Raw genomic sequence first — 24,534 nt, forward strand, 5'->3', positions numbered from 1 at the left:
GCCGGGTAACCTGCCTTGAGCGGGCCGCCTTCGCTGTTGTCCTTTTTGAATTAAAGCGGCTCCGGCATTTTCCCGGGGCCGTTTCGTTTATCAGATTTTGGAGATTTTTGTTCACATGGTGGATTCCCTGACGTTACAACCGGTTGCCCTGGTCAATGGCACCATCAACTTACCCGGCTCCAAGAGCGTATCCAATCGTGCTCTGCTGCTGGCTGCGCTGGCGGAGGGAACGACACGGCTTACCAACCTGCTGGACAGCGACGATGTGCGCCATATGCTAAATGCGCTGCAGGCGCTGGGTGTGAGCTATCAGCTGTCAGCTGATCGCACCACCTGTAAAGTTGAAGGTGTGGCCGGCCCGCTGGTAGCCAGTCAGCCGCTTGAACTGTTCCTCGGCAATGCCGGTACCGCGATGCGTCCATTGGCCGCCGCTTTGTGCCTGGGCAATAGCGATGTGGTGCTGACCGGTGAGCCACGCATGAAAGAGCGTCCAATCGGTCATTTGGTCGATGCTCTGCGTCAGGGCGGCGCACAGATTGATTACCTGGAACAGACCGATTATCCGCCATTGCGCCTGCGCGGCGGTTTTCACGGCGGCGATGTCACCGTTGACGGTAGCGTCTCCAGCCAGTTCCTGACCGCATTGCTGATGACGGCTCCCTTGGCCGAACAGGACACCAATATTCATATCAAGGGCGAACTGGTTTCCAAACCGTACATTGATATTACGCTGCACCTGATGCGTACTTTCGGCGTCGAGGTTAGCCACGAAAACTATCGCGTGTTCCACATTAATGGCCGCCAAACCTACCGTTCTCCGGGCGATTACCTGGTGGAGGGCGATGCTTCTTCCGCCTCTTACTTCCTGGCCGCCGCTGCGATTAAAGGCGGCACCGTGCGCGTCACCGGCATTGGTAAAAAAAGCGTTCAGGGCGATACCAAATTCGCCGATGTGCTGGAAAAAATGGGCGCGCGCATTACCTGGGGCGATGATTATATCGAGTGCAGCCGCGGTGAACTGCGCGGCATCGACATGGATATGAATCATATTCCTGACGCGGCGATGACCATTGCGACGGCGGCCCTGTTTGCCGAAGGCCCAACGACCATTCGCAACATCTATAACTGGCGGGTAAAAGAGACCGACCGCCTGGCCGCGATGGCGACTGAGTTGCGTAAAGTGGGCGCTGAGGTAGATGAAGGTGAGGACTATATTCACGTCGTACCGCCAGCTAAGCTGAAGTTTGCCGATATCGGCACCTACAACGATCACCGTATGGCGATGTGCTTCTCGCTGGTGGCGTTGTCTGATACGCCGGTGACCATTCTTGATCCTAAATGTACCGCGAAAACCTTCCCGGACTATTTCGAACAGCTGGCGCGCATTAGTCAATTGGCGTGATCCGCAGTCAGATACTTTCTTTTAAGGCCCTTGATAGGGCCTTTAGGTTGCTGACAAAGCAGGAAAAAGCGTGGTTTTTCCTGCTTTGTGGTGAGCAGCCGAAAATCAATAAATTGATTTTCCTGATTTTTATTTATCGGCCTCTACTCTCTCTGGGCAGGAATGAGGTTTGTCATCAGTCTGAAGGCCCTTGATAGGGCCTTTATTGTTTTTAACGCCCGTAGCCTGGATCCGTCCGCTATACTTTTGCGCGGTCATACGCTTATTTTCAACAATCAGGCACTTCCAGTGTAACAGTTCGCCGCTTGGCAGCGTATAATGCGCCACCGTAACTGCCCCGATGGGCGGGCGGCAGGGACGGTTTTAATTATGCTTTCGCATTGTGCTGGCGGCAGGTTATGTCCCTGTGAGGTTTTCTACCTGAAGGAGAGAGAAATGACGGCTACAGCCCCAGTGATAACCGTTGATGGACCAAGTGGCGCAGGCAAAGGCACCTTGTGCAAGGCGCTCGCCGAATCCCTTGGTTGGCGTTTGCTTGACTCAGGCGCGATTTATCGCGTACTGGCGTTGGCAGCGCTGCATCATCAGGTTGATATCACGTCTGAGGAGGCGCTGGTTCCACTGGCCGCACATCTCGATGTTCGCTTTATTGCCCAGGATGGCAAACTGCAGGTTATTTTGGAAGGTGAGGATGTCAGCAATGAAATCCGCACTGAAACCGTCGGCAATACCGCTTCGCAGGCTGCGGCTTTCCCGCGCGTGCGTGAAGCCCTGTTGCGGCGCCAACGGGCATTTCGTGAAGCCCCTGGCCTGATTGCCGATGGTCGCGATATGGGCACGGTGGTGTTCCCCGATGCGCCGGTCAAGATTTTCCTGGACGCCAGTTCTGAGGAGCGTGCGCACCGCCGCATGCTACAGTTGCAGGAAAAGGGCTTTAATGTTAACTTTGAACGTCTTTTAGCCGAGATAAAGGAACGGGATGACCGTGACCGTAATCGGCCTATCGCGCCACTGGTGCCTGCTTCTGACGCCCTCGTGCTGGACTCGACCAGCATGTCGATTGACGAAGTCATCCAGCGTGCGTTGACTTATGCACATGAAGTTTTAGCGTTGCCGCAGCAGTAAGCGCGGCGGCGTTATTGGCTTTTTGTCATATTTGTCATGGTAGTATCGAACTATATCGGGTAAAATTTTACCCCTGTAACCTAAACCCTGTCGGCATGGAGCCAATGGCGGGGTATGTGAAACAACCCCATTCGGCGGGATGCTAAATGGACGTTAAACTATAGAACCCTGAAGATTAAACATGACTGAATCTTTCGCTCAACTCTTTGAAGAATCCCTGAAAACAATCGAAACCCGTCCGGGTTCCATCGTTCGTGGCGTTGTAGTTGCTATCGACAAAGACGTAGTACTGGTTGACGCCGGTCTGAAATCTGAGTCTGCCATCCCGGCTGAGCAATTCAAAAACGCACAGGGCGAGCTGGAAATCCAGGTAGGCGACGAAGTTGATGTTGCGCTGGACGCTGTTGAAGATGGCTTCGGTGAAACTCTGCTGTCCCGTGAGAAAGCTAAGCGTCACGAAGCTTGGATCACGCTGGAAAAAGCTTACGAAGAAGCTGAAACTGTCGTCGGTGTTATCAACGGCAAAGTTAAGGGTGGCTTCACTGTAGAGCTGAATGGTATTCGTGCGTTCCTGCCAGGCTCCCTGGTTGACGTGCGTCCAGTACGTGACACTCTGCACCTGGAAGGCAAAGAGCTTGAGTTCAAAGTCATCAAGCTGGACCAGAAACGCAACAACGTTGTAGTTTCTCGCCGTGCGGTTATCGAATCAGAGAACAGCGCAGAACGTGATCAACTGCTGGAAAACCTGCAGGAAGGCATGGAAGTTAAAGGTATCGTTAAGAACCTCACTGACTACGGTGCATTCGTTGATCTGGGCGGCGTAGACGGCCTGCTGCACATCACTGACATGGCTTGGAAACGCGTTAAGCATCCGAGCGAAATCGTCAACGTTGGCGACGAAATCACTGTTAAAGTGCTGAAGTTCGACCGCGAGCGTACTCGTGTTTCCCTGGGCCTGAAGCAACTGGGCGAAGATCCATGGGTTGCTATCGCGAAACGTTACCCAGAAGGCACCAAGCTGACTGGTCGTGTAACCAACCTGACTGATTACGGCTGCTTCGTAGAAATCGAAGAAGGCGTTGAAGGTCTGGTACACGTTTCTGAAATGGATTGGACCAACAAAAACATCCATCCGTCCAAAGTTGTTAACGTGGGCGATGTAGTGGAAGTTATGGTTCTGGACATCGATGAAGAACGTCGTCGTATCTCCCTGGGTCTGAAGCAGTGCAAAAACAACCCATGGCAGCAGTTTGCAGAAACCCACAACAAGGGCGACCGCGTTGAAGGTAAAATCAAGTCTATCACTGACTTCGGTATCTTCATCGGCCTGGATGGCGGCATCGACGGCCTGGTTCACCTGTCTGACATCTCCTGGAACGTTGCAGGCGAAGAAGCAGTTCGTGAATACAAGAAAGGCGACGAAATCGCAGCGGTTGTTCTGCAAGTTGACGCAGAGCGCGAGCGTATCTCCCTGGGCGTGAAGCAACTGGCTGAAGACCCGTTCAATAACTACCTGTCTATGAACAAGAAAGGTACTATTGTTACTGGTAAAGTCACTGCAGTTGACGCCAAAGGTGCTACAGTTGAATTAGCAGGCGGCGTAGAAGGTTACCTGCGTGCTTCTGAAGCCTCTCGCGACCGCATTGAAGATGCAACTCTGGTTCTGAATGTGGGTGACGACGTTGAAGCTAAATTCACCGGCGTTGACCGTAAGAACCGCGTAGTAAGCCTGTCCGTACGTGCTAAGGACGAAGCTGACGAGAAAGATGCAATCGCTACTGTTAACAGCAGCAGCAAGCAAGAAGAAAGCAACTTCTCTAACGCAATGGCTGAAGCTTTCAAAGCGGCTAAAGGCGAGTAATGACGGGGGGCGGTTTTTGACCGCCCCGATACGGTAGTTTAGCTGCAAAGCTTGGAGGAACTATGACCAAGTCTGAACTTATTGAAAGACTTGCTGGCCAGCAATCTCATGTACCGGCGAAAGCCGTTGAGGATGCAGTGAAAGAGATGCTAGAACATATGGCTGCTACGTTAGCCGATGGGGAACGCATCGAGATCCGCGGATTCGGCAGTTTTTCTCTTCACTACCGTGCTCCGCGTGTGGGCCGTAACCCGAAAACTGGTGATAAAGTTGAGTTGGACGGCAAGTACGTTCCTCACTTCAAGCCAGGCAAAGAGCTGCGTGACCGCGCCAATATCTATGGCTAGTCGCTGACTACCCATAGAGTTGTTGCTTGTAAAGAAATATAAAACGGTGCCTTAGGGCGCCGTTTTTTTTGCCTGTTATTTATTGGCAACTGGCTCGGCGCTTCTTGCGAGCTACGCCGCAGCTTACGGTTGGCCGCGGTAACGGCCGCTATTATTGTGCGGAGAGGATCGCGTACTGTCAGATTGCAGATGGTGAGTATTGGCCAATGCGTAAACAATCCCGTGAAGTTGGCAGCCTGGATTGCTGCCTTATACCGGGAGAGTGCCTATCAAAAACTCGTTGGATTTGGCAGTAAGTGCAGTTATCTGCGGCATTTTTCCGCTGCTCATCATGCCGTACTTACCCGATGTGCGAATCGCTCTGTGGTTCACTCTACCCGTTTGTCTCTGCCTGTGGGGGAGGGGGTGCGTAGGCCGCTTTATGGCATGGGGGGGATTGGGTTTTCTTTGGGCGGTATTCACCGCCGGGACCCTGGAGAATCAAATCAATCGTCTGAGCCAGGGCCCGGTGGTGAGCGCCATGGTTCAGGTTAGCAGTATTGCACTGGCTGGCGCGACACGAAAGCAGACGGTTATGCGTATCGAACAGCTCAATGGCCGGTGGCTGGTGCCCTCCATCGCTTTCTCAACCCTCTGGCAGCCCAAGGATCGCCCCTTGTGCGCCGGGCAACGTTGGCAGTTACAACTGCGCTTACGGCCGATACACGGCAATCTTAATGAAGGGGGCTTTGACAGCCAGCGCTGGGCGATGTCGCAGCGTCAACCACTGACGGCACAGGTGAAAAGCGCTGTCCTTCTGGATCAGGACTGCGGTTGGCGGCAACGGATTATCACTTATACCGAAAACAATATTGGCACTCTTCGTTATAAACCGGTGTTACTCGCGTTGGCATTTGGTGAGAGGGCTGCACTGGAACCGGTGTTGAGAACTCTGATGTTGAGAACCGGCATTGCTCACCTGATGGCTATCTCTGGGTTGCATGTGGCGATGGTGGCCATTTTGATTTTGGGCCTGCTGCGGGCGATGCAATTTTTTCTGCCGGCAAAGATGATTGACTACCGCTTTCCACTGATCGTCAGTTGGCTCGGCGCCTTAGGTTACGTTTGGTTGGCTGGCGCTAATCCGCCGGCGCTAAGAACGGGTCTGGCGCTGACATTGTGGATGCTGTTACGCATACGCGGCATCCATTGCTCATCCTGGCAAATCTGGTTGTGGTGCGTTGGCTTAATTCTGGTTTGCGATCCTCTGGCGGTACTATCCGACAGCTTTTGGCTCTCGGCCACCGCGGTATTTTGCCTGATTTTCTGGTTTGAATGGGTGCCGTTAAATCCCCGTTTTGGTTCGGGATGGCACTGGGCGCCATTGCGCTGGTTGCATATCCAGCTTGGCATTACGCTGCTATTGGTGCCCATGCAGGCAGGATTGTTTCATGGCCTGACACTTAGCTCCATACCGGCCAATCTGTGGGCGGTGCCTTTGGTTTCGTTGATAACGGTGCCGCTGATCCTGCTGGCAGTGGTGGTTGGTATTTCCCCGGCGTTGAGTGCGGGACTATGGTGGTTGGCGGATCTTACGTTGGCAGGGGTATTTGCCCCATTACACTATCTGCAGGTCGGCTGGGTTGATCTCGGTGCCGCATCTTTGGCTGTCAGTCTTGTCGGTTGGTTACTGGTGGTTTTTTGGCGTTTCCACTGGTGGCTGCGTTATGCAATGGCGCTGGCAACTTTGGCACTGTGTTGCGTACTCTGGCGTGAAAGAGAAGCCCAATACCGTTGGCGCGTAGACATGCTTGACGTTGGCCATGGCCTGGCTGTGGTGATCGAAAAGAACGGCCGGGCAATATTGTATGACACAGGCCCCCGCTGGGGCACCGGCAGCGCTGCCGGGCGGAATGTTTTGCCATTTCTTAACTGGCGAGGATTACCTGTGGAGCAAATCATTCTCAGTCACGATCATCTGGACCATATCGGTGGTCTTGAAGAGATACAGCGTGCATTTCCACAAGCGACGGTAAGGAGCCCACGTCTTGATGCCGGCCACTTACCCTGTGTGGCGGGAGAGCGATGGCAATGGCAATCGCTTCAGTTTCAAGTGCTGTGGCCGCCAAAGGCGGTAAAACTAGCGGGGAACGATGATTCATGCGTCATCCGTATCGATGATGGTAAATATAGTTTGTTGCTGACGGGGGATGCAGAAAAAAGGGCGGAGGCACAGTTAGTGAGATATCAACGCCCTTCATTGAGCGCTACTGTGTTACAGGTGCCGCATCATGGCAGTAAAACCTCGTCTACCCCGCCTTTTTTGCGTGCTGTAGCGCCGAAAGCGGCAATCGCCTCGGCATCACGTTACAATAAATGGCGATTACCTGCGGTTAAAGTGGTTGCCAGATATCTGGCAAATGACATCATTTGGCACGATACTTCGCGCTCCGGTCAGTTATCCGTACTTTTTTTCGACAACGATTGGCAAATTAATGGCTTTCGTGAACAATTAATGCCCCGTTGGTACCATCAGCGGTTTGGCGTAGAGGGTGATAATGAGTAAAATGGGCCGCTATTTCTTCCGATGCTGGTATTTGCATGATGAATGATAAAGATCTCTCCACCTGGCAGACTTTCCGTCGCCTCTGGCCGATGATCACACCTTTTAAGACCGGGCTGATCGTGGCGGCTATTGCGTTGGTACTGAACGCGGCCAGCGACGCCTTTATGTTGTCTTTGCTTAAACCTTTATTGGATGACGGTTTTGGGAAAACGGAAAGCAGCATTCTGCTGTGGATGCCATTGGCGGTAATTGGCCTGATGGTGGTGCGTGGAGCGACTGGCTTTGTCTCCAGCTACTGCATTTCATGGGTATCCGGCATGGTGGTGATGCATATGCGTCGCCGGCTGTTCGGCCACATGATGAGAATGCCGGTATCGTTTTTCGATCAGCAGTCTACCGGTACCTTGCTGTCACGAATCACCTATGATTCCGAACAGGTAGCGTCATCGTCCTCCAGCGCGCTGGTGACCGTGGTGCGTGAAGGGGCGTCGATAATCGCGCTGTTCACCATGATGTTCTACTACAGCTGGCAGCTGTCTGTGATCCTGATCGTTCTGGCACCGGTTGTCTCTATTGCTATCCGCGTTGTTTCCAAGCGCTTCCGTAATATCAGCAAAAACATGCAGAACACCATGGGGCAGGTGACGACCAGCGCAGAGCAGATGCTCAAAGGCCATAAGGAAGTGCTGATTTTTGGTGGCCAGCAGGTTGAAACCGATCGCTTCAATTCAGTCAGCAACCGCATGCGCCAGCAGGGCATGAAACTGGTTTCTGCGTCCTCGATCTCTGACCCTATTATTCAGCTTATCGCTTCACTGGCGTTGGCCTTTGTGCTGTATGCCGCCAGCTTCCCAAGCGTGATGGCTACCCTCACCGCTGGGACCATCACCGTGGTCTTCTCTTCGATGATCGCCCTGATGCGCCCGCTGAAATCACTGACCAACGTTAATGCCCAGTTCCAGCGTGGGATGGCGGCGTGTCAGACCCTGTTCTCAATCCTGGATATGGAACAGGAAAAAGATACTGGTACCCGCGAAGTCGCACGAGCCAAGGGCGATATCGAATTCCGTAACGTCACTTTCTACTACCCAGGGAAAGAAACGCCTGCGCTGCGTGATATCAATCTGAGTATTTCAGAAGGTAAAACGGTGGCGCTGGTGGGCCGTTCCGGCTCTGGCAAGTCAACCATCGCCAATCTGCTGACCCGTTTTTATGACGTCCAGGAAGGCGAGATCCTGATGGATGGTCACGATCTACGCGAGTACACATTGGCATCGCTGCGTGATCAGGTGGCCCTGGTTTCGCAAAACGTGCATTTGTTCAATGACACTATTGCCAACAACATCGCTTACGCGCGCGAAGAACGCTACAGCCGCGAAGAGATAGAGAAGGCTGCGCGCATGGCCTATGCCATGGACTTCATTGAAAAAATGGAGAACGGCCTGGATACGGTGATCGGTGAGAACGGGGTAATGCTGTCCGGCGGTCAACGCCAGCGTATCGCTATTGCCCGCGCCTTGCTGCGTGACTGCCCGATACTGATCCTCGATGAAGCCACCTCGGCACTGGACACTGAATCGGAACGTGCTATTCAGGCGGCGCTGGATGAATTACAGAAAAACCGTACTTCACTGGTGATTGCGCACCGCCTGTCGACCATCGAGAAGGCTGATGAAATCCTGGTGGTTGAGGATGGCCGTATTGTTGAACGTGGCGAACATGCGGTATTGCTCGAAAAGCAGGGCGCTTATGCCCAGCTCCATCGCATGCAGTTTGGTCAATAATGATCGAGCGCATCTGGTCAGGCAGTTCGCTGGTTTATTTGCTGCTGTTACCGCTGTCCTGGCTGTATGGCCTGGTCAGCGGCCTGATTCGGCTCAGTTACCGTTGCGGCCTGCGTAAAAGCTGGCGCGCACCGGTACCGGTGGTGGTGGTAGGGAACCTCACTGCTGGTGGCAACGGCAAAACCCCGATGGTGATCTGGCTGGTGGAACAGTTGCAGCAGCGTGGATACCGAGTGGGTGTGGTTTCTCGCGGTTATGGTGGTAAAGCAGAAGCTTATCCGCTGTTACTTAACGCGGGTACTACCACCCAGCAGGCGGGTGATGAGCCGGTGTTGATTTATCAGCGTACTGCTGCGCCAGTGGCAATTTCACCAAAGCGTTCTGAAGCAGTACAAGCACTACTTAAGCAGCAGCCACTTGATGTGGTGATTACCGATGACGGCCTGCAGCATTACGCTTTACAGCGTGATTTTGAACTGGTGGTGATCGATGGCGTCCGCCGCTTTGGCAATGGATGGTGGTTGCCGGCAGGGCCGATGCGTGAACGAGCTTCGCGTCTGAACAGCGTTGACGCCCTGATTGCCAACGGGGGTGTGGCTCAGCCTGGTGAAATCGCCATGCGGTTGCAGGCGCGTGACGCGGTTAATGTTGCCAGCGGTGAGCGCCGGCCGGCAGTCGAACTTCCACACGTGGTGGCAATGGCCGGTATCGGCCATCCCCCGCGCTTCTTCGCCACATTGGAAAAGCTGGGCGTAGCGGTCGAAAAGGAAGTGGCGTTTGCCGATCATCAGGAATATCAGCATGGCCCATTGGCAGCGCTGGTATCTTCAGAGCAAACGTTATTGATGACCGAGAAAGACGCGGTTAAATGCCGCGCTTTTGCTCAGCCCAACTGGTGGTATTTACCCGTTGATGCGGTACTTCCCTCCGAGCAGGCTGAGCAGTTGCTACACAGTATTGAAGCCTTACTGAAAAAGTAAATCAGACTGCCAGCGCGTGCAGCCCCAGTGCTTGCGCGCAGGCGTCTATCGAACGCTGCTGCGTTTGCTGATATAACGCCAATTCATCGATCACTTCTGCTCCCAACGCCAGTTCAAATGCCGCCCTGCTTGAGGCTGCGTTGTACTGAGTGTGGCCACTGTCGCCCAAATTCGATTGGAAAATGCCTGCGGCACTGACCGGCAGAAAGTCCTCATAGACCAGCGGCTGAAAGCGAATGTATTCCTGGGCGATCAGCTGTTCCAGCGTGCTGTGTTGATCCAGGGTTTCTTTAGCCGCCAGCCCACATTCGGTCGGGAAATAGCGGAACCAGGCCAACTGCTGCTCACGCAGGGTGGCGTAATCATCTGGAAACGCCTGGAAATTTTCCGCCAGCAACTGATTGTAGCGGTCAGCATTTTTTTCGCTCGGCGGTGCCTGCAATGCGTCGTTGGTAGCCTGTAGCAGGCGATCGTACAGTGCACGTCCTTTGGTTGTCAGCGCGACACCGCGTTGTTCAATCTCACCGAAGCGCGCAGTGTGGTGTCCGGCAACGGCGCTACCGTCATGTTCAACAAAGTCGACGTTTTCTTCTAGCGCTTTGAAACTGGTCTGGCGCAGCAGAATAGGGCGACGACGTGGCGGTGGGCCCTCAATCACAGCTTTTGGGGTGATACCTCGGTCAGGCATGGCCATTTGGACACGGTCAATATCGAGAGTGCGTGGCGTCAGATGGTTGATATGCGGGCCTTTAAAGGCCACTACGTCGGCGATCAGACGGTGCTGGTCGTGCAACTGCTGATATTCGGCTGCGCTAACCGTCGCCCGGCTGTGCCAACGGAAGGTTTCCAGCGCCTGTTCGACAAATTCATCTGCCTGACTGTCGTCCAGTCCACCCTGAGCCTCTTGCAATACGATCAGTTCAAGTGCCCGTTCAGTGAAGATACGGCGACGAGCCAACAGGCATTGCGCTAGCTCACGCAGCTCTGGGTTTTCAATCAGTTCCAGCCGCAATAAAGAGGTGAATACTCGGAATGGACTGATCTGCAGAGCATCCTCATGTTCTGCCCGAAATGCGGTAGAGTGAACCGGAACCCCGGCCATGGCCAGATCGTAATAGCCCACCGGAGACATGCCCATCACGTTAAACAGCCGTCGCAGGGTGGACAGTTCCTCTGCGGTGCCAACCCGAATAGCTCCGTGGCGCTCCATGGCCAGTCGTTCGACTTCGCCGGTAATTTGTAATTGATGAGCCAATGCGGCATCTTCGCGCAGGACCTGTCGGTTGGTCTCCGCCACCAGTTCGAGCAAATCGCCATACAGAGGTACCTCTTTCTGGTACATATCTGACATGGCGTGGGAGAATCTGGCGCGGATTTCATTCGGTGAGACGAACTGCTGGGCGGTCATGCGCATAGCTCCTTTATTCAGTATAATCTGAAAAATATCATTCTTGGCGGCAAACGTGCTGGTTGAGAGGTCATTTGCCTTGTTTTCACCTCAAGTTTAGCTAGGTCGATTAGGTTTTGTTATAGCCAGGCCAAGCATATTAGATTTTTATGCGTTAGCTCTCATTTGAACAGTGAAAAACGGAAAATACGGCCATCCAGAAGGCAATGCCTCCAAGAGATTTACGTAAAGAAAGACAAAATAATTCATTAACAATCATAGGTATAAAAACAAATGTGGCGAAATGCTAAAAACAGGGCAATAAACCTCTTGTGTAAAAGATAGATTTATGAGTAAATGCAACTCGGCCTGTGATACAGACCTATTTATGTTCGAGTTTAGAATTAAGCAGTTCCTCCAAAAACGTTATCATCTGATTCCGCTTCAAAGACGAACCTTCTAAGTACCTCCCATAAGTAATGTTTCTAAGAACGGCCAAAATTGCCTTATGGCAGGTTTTGTATATATATTTAAAAGGTAAATGAGTAATGTCTAAGAAGACGGGTCAAGTGAAGTGGTTCAATGAAAGCAAAGGTTTTGGTTTTATTGAACAGAACGACGGTGGTAAAGATGTATTCGTACACTTCTCCGCAATCGCGACCGACGGTTTCAAAACTTTGGCTGAAGGCCAGCGTGTTGAGTACACCGTAGAAGACAGCCCGCGCGGGCCGGCTGCTGCCAACGTTGTTGCCCTGTAAATAAACAGGGAATAACGTAAAGAGAACTTAATACAACCATGATGAGGCGTTTACGCTGATTCATTGGGCAAGATATTAAGTTCAACAAGCCCGCCAGAGTGCGGGTTTTTTATTTTTTGCTCACGAGAGGTTTGTTACGAAAAACTTTAGGATGGGCTGGTAGCGTCCAACAATAATAAAAATAACGTTGTTACGGATGCTCAAGTAAAAGGAAATAAGTTATGTTTAAAAATACTGTGTTACAAATGGGCCGTGTGAAATGGTTTGATCAGGCTGCAGGCTATGGTTTTATTTCACCGGTTGATGGTAGCGACGAAATCTATGTAAGCCGTCGTTCTATCGCCAATACTAAAAATAAATCGTTAAACGAAGGTCAGAACGTTGAGTTCTCGATCTATCGCAGCTCCCACGGGCTGTCAGCGGCAGACGTTATCGCGTTCTGACCCACCCCCTTCCTCGCCAGTGCCGGTGCCGCCACCCCAAGCACTGGCGAAGATAAATTCCCCGATATCTACTATTATCAAGCGATTGTTCAATCACTTCGGATATCAGGATGTACACCCCGGTTATTTCTCTTACTGCCGCCCGTGCGATCCACCTTGCCGCACAGGGGCTGCTATCCCCGATGAAACGCAAAGTCAGGCCCGACGACGTGGTTGCCGCCATTACACGTATGGGGCTACTGCAAATTGATACCATCAGCGTGGTTGCACGCAGCCCATACCTGGTCCTGTTCAGCCGCCTGGGCGACTACCAGCCGGAGTGGCTGGAACAGGCCCTGGCTGGCCGCCGGCTATTTGAGTACTGGGCGCACGAGGCCTGCTTTTTGCCCATTGAGGATTTTGGCCTGCTGCGTCATCGAATGTTGCAGCCGCAGGGGATGGGGTGGAAATACTCTGAAGAGTGGATGCGGGAACATCAGACGGCAATAGATGCTCTGTTGCAACATATTGAAACTGCTGGGCCGGTGCGCTCAGCAGATTTCAGCGCCGAGAAGAAGGGCAACAGCGGTTGGTGGGATTGGAAGCCGGAAAAACGCCATCTCGAAATCCTGTTCACCGCCGGTAAATTGATGGTAGCCGAACGGCGCAATTTCCATCGCGTTTACGATCTGACGGAAAGATTATTACCTCACTGGGATGATAGTCGGGATGTATTGTCTGTCGATGATGCTCGACAGGAAATGCTAAGGCGCAGCTGTCGTTTCCTGGGGATCTTCAGAGCCGAATGGTTGGCAGATTACTACCGTTTGAAGCGAGTGGCGCCGAAAGCGCTACTGACGTCGTTACAACAGCAGGGCGAAGTGTTGCCCGTGCGGATCGACGGTTTGGATGGAGAGTTTTACGTACACCATTCGCTGGCGGCAGAGCTGCAGCTGGCAGAGCAAGGAGCGTTAAAATCCAGCGTGACCACTTTACTTTCTCCATTCGACCCGGTGGTTTGGGATCGCCGTCGTGCGTTGGAGCTTTTCAACTTTGATTATCGGTTGGAATGCTACACGCCGAAAGAAAAACGGCAGTATGGTTACTTTACGCTGCCGGTGTTGCAACGCGGTGAGTTGATTGGCCGCATCGATGCAAAAATGCATCGTCGGCAGGGTATTTTCGAAATCATCAGTTTCCACCCGGAGGCCAAAGTTCGCTTTGGTAAGCAGCGTGTACAGGATATTTGGCAGGCGATAACCCGCAGTGCAAAATGGCACGGTGCGTCACAAGTTATTTTGGGGGATATTCCGGCGGTGCTGGCTCTAGAGTGGAGAACTGGCTGGCAAGTTGAATAACGAACGGCGTTGTCGGCTTGGGTAAAACGAATGTTCAGCGCCGCTCGTTACAAGGGGGTCTCAGTTGCTGAAGTTGGCAAACAGGGCGATGATTTTATGAAGACGTTTGATCATGATGATGTTTTTTGTGACTTGCATCACAAAATTCTACACTTGCGTCGGGGGCAATTCAATCCCCCTGGCAGATTAAAATGCAGCGACAAAACAGCCGGTGATTAACCTGGCGCATAGCGTTATGCTATCCTCACGCACTTTCCTGACGTTAAATCTCCACCCTGGAGGAAGCATGGATCACCGTTTACTCGAAATCGTCGCCTGCCCGGTCTGTACCGGTAAGCTTTATTTTAATAAAGAAAACCAGGAATTGGTCTGCAAAGTAGATGGCCTGGCCTATCCGTTGCGTGACGGCATTCCCGTGCTGTTGGAAAATGAAGCGCGAGCGCTGTCATTGGATGAGAAACACGCATGAGTTTTATCGCTATTATTCCAGCCCGTTATGCATCAACCCGCCTACCGGGCAAGCCGCTGGCCGATATCCACGGCAAGCCGATGGTGGTGCACGTAATGGAACGTGCGCGTGAGTCGGGCGCCAGCCGCGTTATCGTCGCGACCGATCATCCGGCGGTGGCCGAAGCGGTCAAGGCGGCAGGCGGTGAAGTCTGCATGACCCGAGCCGATCACAATTCCGGTACCGAGCGCTTGGCAGAGGTGATCGAGCACTATGGGTTTGCTGATGACGAAATTATCGTTAACGTTCAGGGTGATGAACCACTGATCCCACCGGTGATTGTACGTCAGGTGGCTGAAAATCTGGCGGGCAGTCAGGCCGGTATGGCCACCCTGGCGGTGCCGATCGACAGTGCAGAAGAAGCGTTTAACCCCAATGCGGTCAAAGTGGTGATGGATGCGCAGGGTTATGCGCTCTATTTCTCACGCGCCACCATTCCATGGGATCGCGAACGTTTTGCCCAATCCAAAGAAAGCATTGGCGACAGCCTGTTGCGCCACATAGGCATTTACGCCTATCGCGCCGGTTTTGTTCGCCGTTACGTGACCTGGGCGCCAAGCCAATTGGAGCAAATTGAGCTGCTGGAACAGTTGCGGGTGCTGTGGTACGGCGAAAAAATCCACGTGGCGGTTGCCAAGGCAATGCCGACCGTGGGTGTCGATACGCCGGAGGATTTGCAGCGCGTGCGTGACAGTATCAAAGGCTGAGCATTGAATGCCGGTGCGTCACGCAACGCGCCGGCAATATGATTTCCCTTCTTAATAATCCCCATTTTGTTGATCTGCGTTGAAGAATTTTTCTGCTCAGCGTTCGATGATGTCAGCGTCTCTTCTCTTTCTCTTGAGGCTATTCCCTTATGGAGCAGTTACGCGCCGAACTGAGTATGGTGCTGGGTGAGTCCATCAGCCGGCTGGAACGCGTTAGCGAACAACCTTATGCCCACATGTATTCACTGTATGACCAACAGGGCCACGCGATCCCGCTGATGGCAAAAAGCTTTGTCTGCCAGGGCATTGCCCAACAAGAAGCTTACAAGCTGTCGATGCTGTCGCGTGAAGGGGATATTCGCCTGCCGACGGTGTATGGCGTGGTCTATACCCACCAGGCACCCTATAAAGAAATATTGTTGATCGAACGCTTGCGTGGCGTATCCGTAGAGGCACCGACACGCACGCCGAACCGCTGGACTACCCTGATGGAGCAGATTGTCGATGGCGTATTAGCCTGGCACCGGATTGACAGCCATGGCTGCGTGGGCACGGTAGACAGCACCCAGGAGAACGATTGGTTCTGTTGGTATCAACAACGGGTCGAAGTGCTATGGTCAACCTTGGGTAATCTCAACTCACCGTTGCTGACGATGGATGATCGTCGCTTGTTATATCGCACGCGTGAAGCATTGACCCACTTTTTTGTCGGTTTCGACGATCCTTGCGTATTGGTGCACGGTAACTTGTCGCTGCGCAGTATGTTGAAAGATCCGAAAAGCGATCAGCTTTTGGCAATGCTCAACCCCGGAATGATGCTGTGGGCACCGCGTGAATATGAGTTATTCAGGTTATGTGAAGTGGGAATGCCGAGCCAGTTGCTGTTTTATTATTTGCAACGTGCGCCGGTAGCGGAGTCCTTCCTGATGCGGCGTTGGTTGTATGTGGTGTGGGAAGCAGTAGGACGGTTGATTCATACCGGCAAACTGGAGCGGCAGCCGTTTGACTATGCGTCCAAACAACTGCTGCCCTGGATTACCGGTTAACGCCGATTAGTCGACAGAAACTTCATCGGAACCTTTCAACCGTTGCCACAGGCTGCCCAGCGTTTCATACCAGGCTCGTTCGCTGTGGCCGAGGAACATCGCCGACGGCATCACCCGATCCCAGATATTCAATCGCGAACTGATGGCCAACTGATTGGCCGGCGCGGGGATCGGGTGCAGCCCCTTGGCTTCAAAGAAGCGCATGGCCCGCGGTAAATGGTTGGCTGAAGTCACCAGAATAAACGGCTGCTGACCGACCAGCTTCGACACCTGCAATGCCTCCTGCTCGGTATCCAACGGGCGATCCAACAGAACGATATCAGCGCGGGGGACTCCCAGGCTTTCCGCCACCTGCGCCGCAGTTGCCGCGTTACTCTGGGTTTGGGGACTACCGGCGCCGGTGAACACCATTTTGGTCCCTGGATGGGCGAGATATAAGCGCACACCTTCTGTGACTCGTGGCAGGCTATTGCCGATCAGATTGGAACTGGGTGCCCAATCCGGATTAAAGGTATAGCCGCCGCCCAGCACCACGATATAATTCACCGGGTCATTGCCACGATAGGTGACATACTCAGATTCTATCGGGCGCAGTAATCTGTCGGCCACCGGCTGCAGGCTGAAAAGCAGTAAAAACAGCCAGCCCAGCGTGAAAATGACTTTACCGCTTTTTTGCCAACGGGTGAACCACAGCAGCAACAGCGCCAGTCCCATCAGTAGCAACAACGCGGGCAACGGCATTAAAATGGCACCAATGAATTTTTTCAGGTTAAACAGCATCAAAAATCAGGTCCTTTTGGGCGAAAAAACGACATCCGGGCACAATCGGGCCGCAAGAAGATTCATTCTAAGCCAGTCTGTGCCAAAATAGCAGGTTTGAATGGGCTGGTACTTTGCCCCCAGCCGGATAAGATCAGCGGAGCCGTTGTCCATGCAGGATCGCAATTTTGACGATATTGCTGAAAAGTTTGCGCGTAATATTTACGGCACCACCAAAGGCAAAATCCGCCAGGCGGTAGTTTGGCAGGATCTGACCACGCTGTTGGCCCAGTTGCCGCAGCGGCCGCTGCGCATTCTGGATGCCGGCGGTGGCGAAGGCCATATGGCCTGCCAATTGGCACAATTAGGACATCAGGTGTTGTTGTGCGATCTTTCTGGTGAGATGATCCAACGCGCCGCGTTGCTGGCTGAGCAGAAAGGTGTGAGCCAGAACATGCAATTCATACAAAGTTCAGCTCAGGATATTGGTCAACACTTGGAACAGCCGGTTGATCTGATATTGTTCCATGCGGTGCTTGAATGGATCGCCGAACCTGAGGCTGCGCTGCAGGCGCTCTTTAATTGCCTGTTGCCGGGGGGCGCACTGTCATTGATGTTCTTCAACGCCAATGGCCTCTTGATGCGTAACGTGGTGTTGGGTAATTTCCAACTGGTTAACCCAGAGGTCAGAAGACGCAGAAAGCGTTCGTTGTCGCCGCAGTATCCACATAGTCCGCCTCAAGTGTATGGCTGGCTGGAACAGTTGGGCATGCGCATCAGCGGGAAAACCGGCGTGCGGGTGTTCCACGATTATCTGCAGAGCAGGCAGTTACAGACACAAAAATTTGAAGAGTTACTGGCGCTTGAACAGCACTATTGCCGGCAGGAGCCGTACGTGAGTTTGGGGCGCTATATTCACGTCATGGCGCATAAACCAAACCTGAAGGACGAACTATGAGTGAATTTTCCCAGACAGTACCCGAACTGGTCGCCTGGGCACGGAAAAATGATTTCTCTATTTCGCTCCCTACGGAGCGTCTCGCGTTTTTGCTTGCTATCGCCACTTTGAACGGCGAGCGGCTGGACGGTGAGATGAGCGAAGGTGAGCTGGTTGATGCATTTCGCCATGTCAGCAAGGGTTTCGAACAGACGCATGAAACGGTGGCCGTGCGCGCCAACAATGCGATTAACGACATGGTGCGCCAGCGCCTGTTAAACCGTTTTATCAGCGAACTGGCGGACGGTAACGCGATTTACCGTCTGACGCCGCTGGGCATCGGCATTACCGATTACTATATCCGTCAGCGTGAATTCTCCACGCTGCGTTTATCGATGCAGTTGTCGATCGTGGCGCAGGAGCTCAAACGCGCGGCCGACGCCGCCGATGAGGGCGGTGATGATTTCCACTGGCACCGCAACGTGTTTGCCCCGCTGAAATATTCGGTGGCGGAAATCTTCGACAGTATCGATTTGACTCAGCGGATCATGGATGAACAACAGCAGGGCGTGAAGGACGATATCGCAGCGCTGCTGAACAAGGATTGGCGTGCGGCGATCTCCAGCTGTGAGATGCTGCTGTCCGAAACCTCGGGTACCCTGCGCGAACTGCAGGATACGCTGGAGGCGGCGGGCGATAAACTGCAGGCCAACCTGTTGCGAATTCAGGATGCCACGCTGGGTGGTGCGGAACTGGGCTTTATTGACAAACTGGTGTTCGACCTGCAAAGCAAGCTCGACCGCATTATCAGTTGGGGCCAGCAGGCGATTGACCTGTGGATTGGCTACGACCGCCATGTGCATAAATTTATCCGTACCGCGATCGACATGGACAAGAACCGGGTGTTCGCCCAGCGTTTACGTCAGTCGGTGCAAAACTATTTCGACAACCCATGGACACTGACCCATGCCAATGCCGACCGTCTGCTGGATATGCGAGACGAAGAACTGGCGTTGCGCAGCGAGGAAGTGACCGGGGAACTGCCGCCGGATCTGGAGTTCGAAGAGTTCAGCGAAATCCGTGAGCAACTGGCGGCAATGATCGAACAGGCACTGAAGATTTATCAGGAACAACAGATGCCGCTCAATTTAGGGGCGGTAATGCGCGATTATCTGGCGCAATATCCGCGTGCTCGTCATTTCGACGTGGCACGTTTAGTGGTCGACCAGGCAGTGCGCCTTGGTGTGGCTGAAGCAGATTTTTCAGGGTTGCCGGCACAGTGGCAGGCAATCAATGATTACGGAGCCAAGGTCCAGGCCCATGTCATCGACAAATATTGAACAAATAATGCCAGTCAAGCTGGCCAAGGCATTGTCTAACGCGCTGTTCCCAGCGCTGGACAGCCAACTGCGTGCGGGTCGTCACATCGGTATCGATGAACTGGACAACCACGCTTTCTTAATGGATTTCCAGGATGAACTGGAAGAATTCTATACCCGCTACAGCGTAGAGCTGATCCGCGCGCCGGAAGGATTCTTCTACCTGCGTCCACGCTCTACCACGCTGATCCCGCGCTCGGTACTGTCCGAGCTGGATATGATGGTGGGGAAAATCCTGTGCTTTCTGTATCTCAGCCCGGAGCGTCTGGCGCATGAGGGTATTTTCAGCCATCAGGAATTGTACGACGAACTGCTGAGCCTGGCGGACGAGAGCAAATTGCTGAAGTTCGTTAACCAGCGTTCTACCGGCTCGGATCTCGATCGCCAGAAGCTGCATGAAAAAGTACGTACTTCACTGAACCGCCTGCGTCGTTTGGGCATGGTCTATTTCATGGGCAACGACAGCAGCAAGTTCCGTATCACCGAGGCGGTGTTCCGCTTTGGCGCCGATGTGCGCAGCGGTGACGATCCGCGTGAAGCGCAGTTGCGTATGATCCGCGACGGCGAAGCAATGCCGGTTGAAAACAGCCTGTTGCTGAATGATGAGAGCGATGCAGAAGACGCGTCGCTTGATACCACACCGGACAGTGCAGAGGATGAACAGGAATGATTGAACGCGGTAAATTTCGCTCGCTGACGTTGGTTAACTGGAACGGCTTCTTTGCCCGCACCTTTGATCTCGATGAGTTGGTGACCACGCTGTCCGGCGGTAACGGGGCAGGGAAATCCACCACTATGGCGGCCTTCGTCACTGCGCTGATCCCCGATTTGACGCTGTTGCACTTCCGTAACACCACTGAAGCCGGTGCCACCAGTGGCTCTCGCGACAAGGGCCTGCACGGTAAACTGCGCGCCGGTGTATGTTATTCGACTCTTGATGTGCTCAACTCGCGCCACCAGCGTGTAGTCGTGGGTGTTCGTCTGCAGCAGGTCGCCGGCCGTGACCGCAAGGTCGACATCAAGCCGTTCGTGATCCAGGGCCTACCGACGGCCATGCAGCCGACGGAGCTTTTGACCCAAACGGTGGGCGAGCGCCAGGCGCGCGTACTGTCGCTGCAGGAACTGAAAGATCGCGTCGAAGAGATGGAAGGGGTGCAGTTTAAGCAGTTTAACTCCATCACCGATTACCACTCATTAATGTTCGATCTGGGCGTGATCCCGAAACGCCTGCGTTCATCGTCCGATCGCAGCAAGTTCTATCGTCTGATTGAAGCCTCGCTGTACGGCGGTATTTCCAGCGCCATCACCCGCTCACTGCGCGACTACCTGTTGCCGGAAAACAGCGGCGTGCGCAAGGCATTCCAGGATATGGAAGCGGCGCTTCGTGAAAACCGCATGACGCTGGAAGCGATCCGCGTGACCCAATCCGACCGTGACCTGTTCAAACATTTGATTTCCGAGGCCACTTCTTACGTGGCGGCGGACTACATGCGTCATGCCAATGAGCGGCGCATTCATCTGGACGGGGCACTGGTGCTGCGCAATGATCTGCTGGGCAGCCGCAAACAGCTGGCCGCCGAGCAATTCCGTCATGTTGAAATGGCGCGTGAGCTGGCGGAGCAGAGTGGTGCGGAATCCGATCTGGAAACCGATTATCAGGCGGCCAGCGATCACCTGAATTTGGTACAAACGGCGATGCGTCAGCAGGAAAAGATCGAGCGTTATGAAGGCGATCTGGAAGAGCTGACCTACCGATTGGAAGAACAAAATGAAGTGGTTGCGGAGGCCAGCGAACAGCAGGCCGAAAACGAAGCGCGTGCCGAGGCCGCCGAACTGGAAGTGGATGAGCTGAAAAGCCAACTCGCCGACTATCAGCAGGCGCTCGACGTGCAGCAGACCCGTGCCATTCAGTATCAACAGGCATTGCAGGCACTGGAACGTGCGCGTGCGTTGTGCCAATTGCCGGAACTGACCGCCGAAAATGCCGAACACTGGCTGGATACTTTCCAGGCGCGCGAGCAGGATGCGACAGAAGCGCTGCTGATGCTCGAGCAAAAGCTGAGCGTGGCCGACGCCGCGCACGGCCAGTTTGAACAGGCTTATCAGCTGGTGGGTAAAATCGCCGGCCAGGTCAGCCGCAGCGAAGCCTGGCAGTGTGCGCGCGAATTGCTGCGCGACTGGCCATCACAGCAACACCTTGCCGAACGCGTGCAACCCTTGCGTATGCGCCTGAGCGAGCTGGAACAGCGTCTGCGCTCCCAGCAGGATGCCGAGCGTCTGCTGCAGGAATTCTGCAAACGCCATGGCCAGCAGTATCAGCCGGACGAACTCGATGCCCTGCAACAAGAACTGGAAGAGCGTCTGGAATCGCTGTCGCAGGGCGTTAGCGATGCCGGTGAGCGTAGGATGGAAATGCGCCAGGAACTGGAGCAAATTCAGCAACGCATCCGCGAACTGACTACCCGCGCACCTATCTGGTTGGCGGCGCAGGATGCTCTGAGCCAGCTCGGTGAGCAAAGCGGCGAAGCGCTTGAAAACAGCCAGCAGGTTACGGAGTACATGCAGCAACTGCTGGAGCGCGAACGTGAAACTACTGTTGAGCGTGACGAAGTGGCTGCCGGTAAACGTGCTGTTGAAGCGCAAATTGAACGTCTCAGCCAGCCAGGTGGTGCCGAAGATCAGCGTCTGGTCACGCTGGCCGAACGTTTTGGCGGTGTGTTGCTGTCCGAAATCTACGACGACGTTACCATCGACGATGCACCCTACTTCTCCGCTTTGTACGGTCCGTCACGCCACGCCATCGTGGTGCCGGATCTGTCGCTGGTACGCGAGATGCTGGAAGGGTTGGAAGACTGCCCGGAAGATCTCTATCTGATCGAAGGGGATCCGCAGTCGTTTGATGACAGCGTATTCGCCGTCGAAGAACAAGACCGCGCGGTGTTGGTTAAAACTGCCGAACGCCAGTGGCGTTACTCACGTTACCCGGCAGTGCCGTTGTTTGGCCGTGCCGCACGTGAGAACCGCCTGGAAATATTGCATGCCGAGCGGGAAAAGTTGGCAGAGCGTTATGCCACCCTGTCGTTCGACGTGCAGAAAACCCAGCGTTCGCACCAGGCCTTCAGCCGTTTTATCGGTAACCATCTGGCGGTAGCCTTTGACGCCGATCCGGAAGCCGAAATCCGTGGCCTCAATACCCGCCGTGGTGAAATCGAACGTGCGCTGAATAACCATGAAGCGCAGAACCAGCAGCAGCGTCAGCAGTACGAGCAGGCGAAAGAGGGCATTTCTGCACTGAACCGTCTGACGCCGCTGGTTTCATTACTAAACGATGAAACCCTGCAGGATCGGGTTGAAGAAATCCGTGAAGAGCTGGAAGAGGCGCAGGATGCCGCGCGTCATATTCAGCAGCACGGCGTTTCCCTGACCAAGCTGGAGCCGCTGCTGTCGGTGCTGCAGAGTGATCCGCAGCAGCATGAGCAGTTGCAGCAGGATTACACTCAGGCGCAGAGCGTGCAGCGTCAGGCCAAGCAGCAGGCGTTTGCCCTGATTGAAGTGGTGCAGCGTCGTGCACACTTCAGCTATACCGACTCTGCCGGCATGCAAAATGCCAATAACGATCTGAACGACAAGCTGCGCCAACGTCTGGAACAGGCGGAAGCGGAACGTACCCGTGCCCGTGAGCAGCTACGCCAGTATCAGACCCAGTTCACCCAGTACAGCCAGGTGTTGGCATCGCTGAAAAGCTCGTATGACGCCAAGCGCGACATGCTCAAAGAGCTGAGCCAGGAACTGGTAGACATCGGTGTGCAGGCGGATGCCAATGCCGAAGCCCGTGCGCGCACTCGTCGTGATGAATTGCATGCGGCCCTGAGCACCAACCGTGCGCGCCGTAACCAACTGGAAAAACAGCTGACCTTCTGCGAAGCGGAAATGGACAGTCTGCAGAAGAAACTGCGCAAGCTTGAGCGCGATTATTATCAGCTGCGTGAGCAGGTGGTTACCGCCAAGGCAGGCTGGTGCGCCGTGATGCGCCTGGTGAAAGACAATGGGGTTGAGCGTCGTCTGCACCGCCGCGAACTGGCCTATATGGACGGTGACGAGCTGCGCTCAATGTCGGATAAGGCGCTCGGTGCGCTGCGTCTGGCGGTGTCGGATAACGAACACCTGCGCGATGTGCTGCGCCTGTCGGAAGATCCCAAGCGCCCGGAACGCAAGATCCAGTTCTATATTGCGGTCTATCAGCATCTGCGCGAACGTATTCGTCAGGATATCATCCGTACCGACGATCCGGTTGAAGCCATCGAACAGATGGAGATCGAACTGGGCCGCCTGACCGAAGAGTTGACCGCGCGTGAACAGAAACTGGCAATCAGTTCCAAGAGCGTAGCGAACATCATTCGCAAAACCATCCAGCGTGAACAGAACCGTATTCGCATGCTCAACCAGGGCCTGCAGGCGGTTTCCTTCGGGCAGGTGAAGAGCGTGCGATTGAACGTCAACGTGCGTGAAGCGCATGCGACGCTGCTGGACGTGCTTTCCGAGCAACAGGAACAGCATCAGGACCTGTTCAACAGCAACCGACTGACCTTCTCGGAAGCCTTGGCCAAGCTGTATCAGCGTCTGAATCCGCAGATTGACATGGGACAGCGTACGCCACAGACCATCGGCGAAGAGCTGCTGGATTACCGCAACTATCTGGAGCTGGAAGTGGAAGTCTTCCGCGGCTCGGACGGTTGGCTGCGTGCCGAGAGTGGCGCGTTGTCTACCGGGGAAGCGATTGGTACCGGGATGTCGATTCTGGTGATGGTGGTGCAGAGCTGGGAAGAAGAGTCACGCCGTCTGCGTGGTAAAGATATTTCTCCATGCCGACTGTTGTTCCTCGATGAAGCGGCGCGACTGGATGCCAAATCCATCGCCACGCTGTTCGAGCTGTGCGACCGTCTGGAAATGCAGCTGATTATCGCAGCACCGGAAAATATCAGCCCGGAAAAAGGCACGACTTATAAACTGGTGCGTAAAGTGTTCCAGAATCATGAACATGTACACGTAGTAGGGCTGCGCGGTTTTGCCAATGAGCCGCCGGTTCTGGGTGTTACTGCGGCAGAAACGCCGTAAACGCAAAAAAAGCCCGCTAATAATCTGAAAATAGCCGCCCTGGGGTGGCTATTTTTTTGTGCGGGAGGATGATAGTCCTGCTTTTTTCTGCGCTGAAAACCGAGTAGCCTAATG

General features: G+C 54.0%; 19 protein-coding genes. 17 read left to right on the top strand and 2 right to left on the bottom strand.

The genetic code is table 11. From position 1 onward, the window contains the following. The first annotated feature begins 115 nt into the window (after positions 1-115). The 7 genes from aroA (at position 116) to lpxK (ending at position 10,044) form a co-directional block, all read left to right on the top strand. Positions 116-1,402, top strand: a complete 1,287-nt coding sequence (gene aroA / locus ACUTQ5_RS04025) for a 3-phosphoshikimate 1-carboxyvinyltransferase (RefSeq protein ID WP_445650182.1) — start codon at positions 116-118, stop codon at positions 1,400-1,402. A gap of 435 nt (positions 1,403-1,837) precedes the next feature. After that, a complete protein-coding gene (gene cmk, locus ACUTQ5_RS04030; protein ID WP_012006138.1) occupies positions 1,838-2,527 on the top strand; it encodes a (d)CMP kinase in 690 nt (229 codons plus the stop codon). 181 nt (positions 2,528-2,708) lie between these two features. Continuing rightward, complete coding sequence (gene rpsA / locus ACUTQ5_RS04035) at positions 2,709-4,388, top strand: 30S ribosomal protein S1 (RefSeq protein WP_012006139.1); 1,680 nt, start codon at positions 2,709-2,711, stop codon at positions 4,386-4,388. Between the two features lie 62 nt (positions 4,389-4,450). Continuing rightward, positions 4,451-4,735 carry an integration host factor subunit beta gene (ihfB, locus tag ACUTQ5_RS04040; RefSeq protein WP_004942652.1) on the top strand — a complete coding sequence of 95 codons (285 nt, stop codon included), beginning with the start codon at positions 4,451-4,453 and terminating at the stop codon, positions 4,733-4,735. Between the two features lie 262 nt (positions 4,736-4,997). After that, entirely contained in the window at positions 4,998-7,280 is a 2,283-nt protein-coding gene (locus ACUTQ5_RS04045) for a ComEC family protein (protein WP_445650183.1), read from the top strand. Between the two features lie 35 nt (positions 7,281-7,315). Then, a complete protein-coding gene (gene msbA, locus ACUTQ5_RS04050; protein ID WP_130380008.1) occupies positions 7,316-9,064 on the top strand; it encodes a lipid A ABC transporter ATP-binding protein/permease MsbA in 1,749 nt (582 codons plus the stop codon). Further along, positions 9,064-10,044 carry a tetraacyldisaccharide 4'-kinase gene (lpxK, locus tag ACUTQ5_RS04055; RefSeq protein ID WP_445650184.1) on the top strand — a complete coding sequence of 327 codons (981 nt, stop codon included), beginning with the start codon at positions 9,064-9,066 and terminating at the stop codon, positions 10,042-10,044. The genes msbA and lpxK overlap by 1 nt, the downstream gene beginning before the upstream one ends. A 1-nt stretch (position 10,045) precedes the next feature. Here the strand turns inward: lpxK and hglS are convergent, their stop codons facing one another. Next, on the bottom strand, positions 10,046-11,452 hold the full coding sequence (gene hglS, locus ACUTQ5_RS04060) for a 2-oxoadipate dioxygenase/decarboxylase HglS (RefSeq protein ID WP_445650185.1): 1,407 nt from the start codon (positions 11,450-11,452) through the stop codon (positions 10,046-10,048). A 527-nt stretch (positions 11,453-11,979) separates the two neighbouring features. Here hglS and cspE point away from each other — a divergent pair. The 6 genes from cspE to ACUTQ5_RS04090 all read left to right on the top strand — a co-directional run bounded on the left by cspE (position 11,980) and on the right by ACUTQ5_RS04090 (position 16,230). After that, on the top strand, positions 11,980-12,189 hold the full coding sequence (cspE, locus tag ACUTQ5_RS04065) for a transcription antiterminator/RNA stability regulator CspE (RefSeq protein ID WP_004717375.1): 210 nt from the start codon (positions 11,980-11,982) through the stop codon (positions 12,187-12,189). 221 nt (positions 12,190-12,410) lie between these two features. Next, positions 12,411-12,632: a cold-shock protein gene (locus ACUTQ5_RS04070; RefSeq protein ID WP_006320799.1), complete on the top strand. Its 222-nt coding sequence runs from the start codon at positions 12,411-12,413 to the stop codon at positions 12,630-12,632. Between the two features lie 110 nt (positions 12,633-12,742). Continuing rightward, positions 12,743-13,969: a winged helix-turn-helix domain-containing protein gene (locus ACUTQ5_RS04075; protein ID WP_445650186.1), complete on the top strand. Its 1,227-nt coding sequence runs from the start codon at positions 12,743-12,745 to the stop codon at positions 13,967-13,969. 286 nt (positions 13,970-14,255) lie between these two features. Then, positions 14,256-14,438: a Trm112 family protein gene (locus ACUTQ5_RS04080; RefSeq protein ID WP_012006145.1), complete on the top strand. Its 183-nt coding sequence runs from the start codon at positions 14,256-14,258 to the stop codon at positions 14,436-14,438. Next, positions 14,435-15,184: a 3-deoxy-manno-octulosonate cytidylyltransferase gene (kdsB, locus tag ACUTQ5_RS04085; RefSeq protein WP_445650187.1), complete on the top strand. Its 750-nt coding sequence runs from the start codon at positions 14,435-14,437 to the stop codon at positions 15,182-15,184. Before ACUTQ5_RS04080 ends, kdsB begins: the two co-directional genes overlap by 4 nt. Positions 15,185-15,333: 149 nt before the next feature. Then, a complete protein-coding gene (locus ACUTQ5_RS04090) occupies positions 15,334-16,230 on the top strand; it encodes a YcbJ family phosphotransferase (protein ID WP_445650188.1) in 897 nt (298 codons plus the stop codon). Positions 16,231-16,236: 6 nt separating this feature from the next. Here the strand turns inward: ACUTQ5_RS04090 and elyC are convergent, their stop codons facing one another. Then, a complete protein-coding gene (elyC, locus tag ACUTQ5_RS04095; protein ID WP_445650248.1) occupies positions 16,237-17,010 on the bottom strand; it encodes an envelope biogenesis factor ElyC in 774 nt (257 codons plus the stop codon). 151 nt (positions 17,011-17,161) lie between these two features. Between elyC and cmoM the strand changes: the two genes are divergently transcribed. From cmoM to mukB, 4 genes are read left to right on the top strand one after another with little or no spacing between them, the layout of a single operon-like run. Beyond that, positions 17,162-17,947, top strand: coding sequence for a tRNA uridine 5-oxyacetic acid(34) methyltransferase CmoM (gene cmoM, locus ACUTQ5_RS04100; RefSeq protein WP_445650189.1), 786 nt, complete (start codon positions 17,162-17,164; stop codon positions 17,945-17,947). Continuing rightward, complete coding sequence (gene mukF / locus ACUTQ5_RS04105; RefSeq protein ID WP_012006150.1) at positions 17,944-19,266, top strand: chromosome partition protein MukF; 1,323 nt, start codon at positions 17,944-17,946, stop codon at positions 19,264-19,266. Before cmoM ends, mukF begins: the two co-directional genes overlap by 4 nt. Next, positions 19,247-19,975, top strand: a complete 729-nt coding sequence (gene mukE / locus ACUTQ5_RS04110; protein WP_153857307.1) for a chromosome partition protein MukE — start codon at positions 19,247-19,249, stop codon at positions 19,973-19,975. Before mukF ends, mukE begins: the two co-directional genes overlap by 20 nt. After that, positions 19,972-24,420: a chromosome partition protein MukB gene (gene mukB / locus ACUTQ5_RS04115; protein ID WP_445650190.1), complete on the top strand. Its 4,449-nt coding sequence runs from the start codon at positions 19,972-19,974 to the stop codon at positions 24,418-24,420. The genes mukE and mukB overlap by 4 nt, the downstream gene beginning before the upstream one ends. Positions 24,421-24,534 lie beyond the last annotated feature (114 nt).

The sequence above is a fragment of the Serratia sp. NA_112.1 genome, assembly GCF_052691715.1.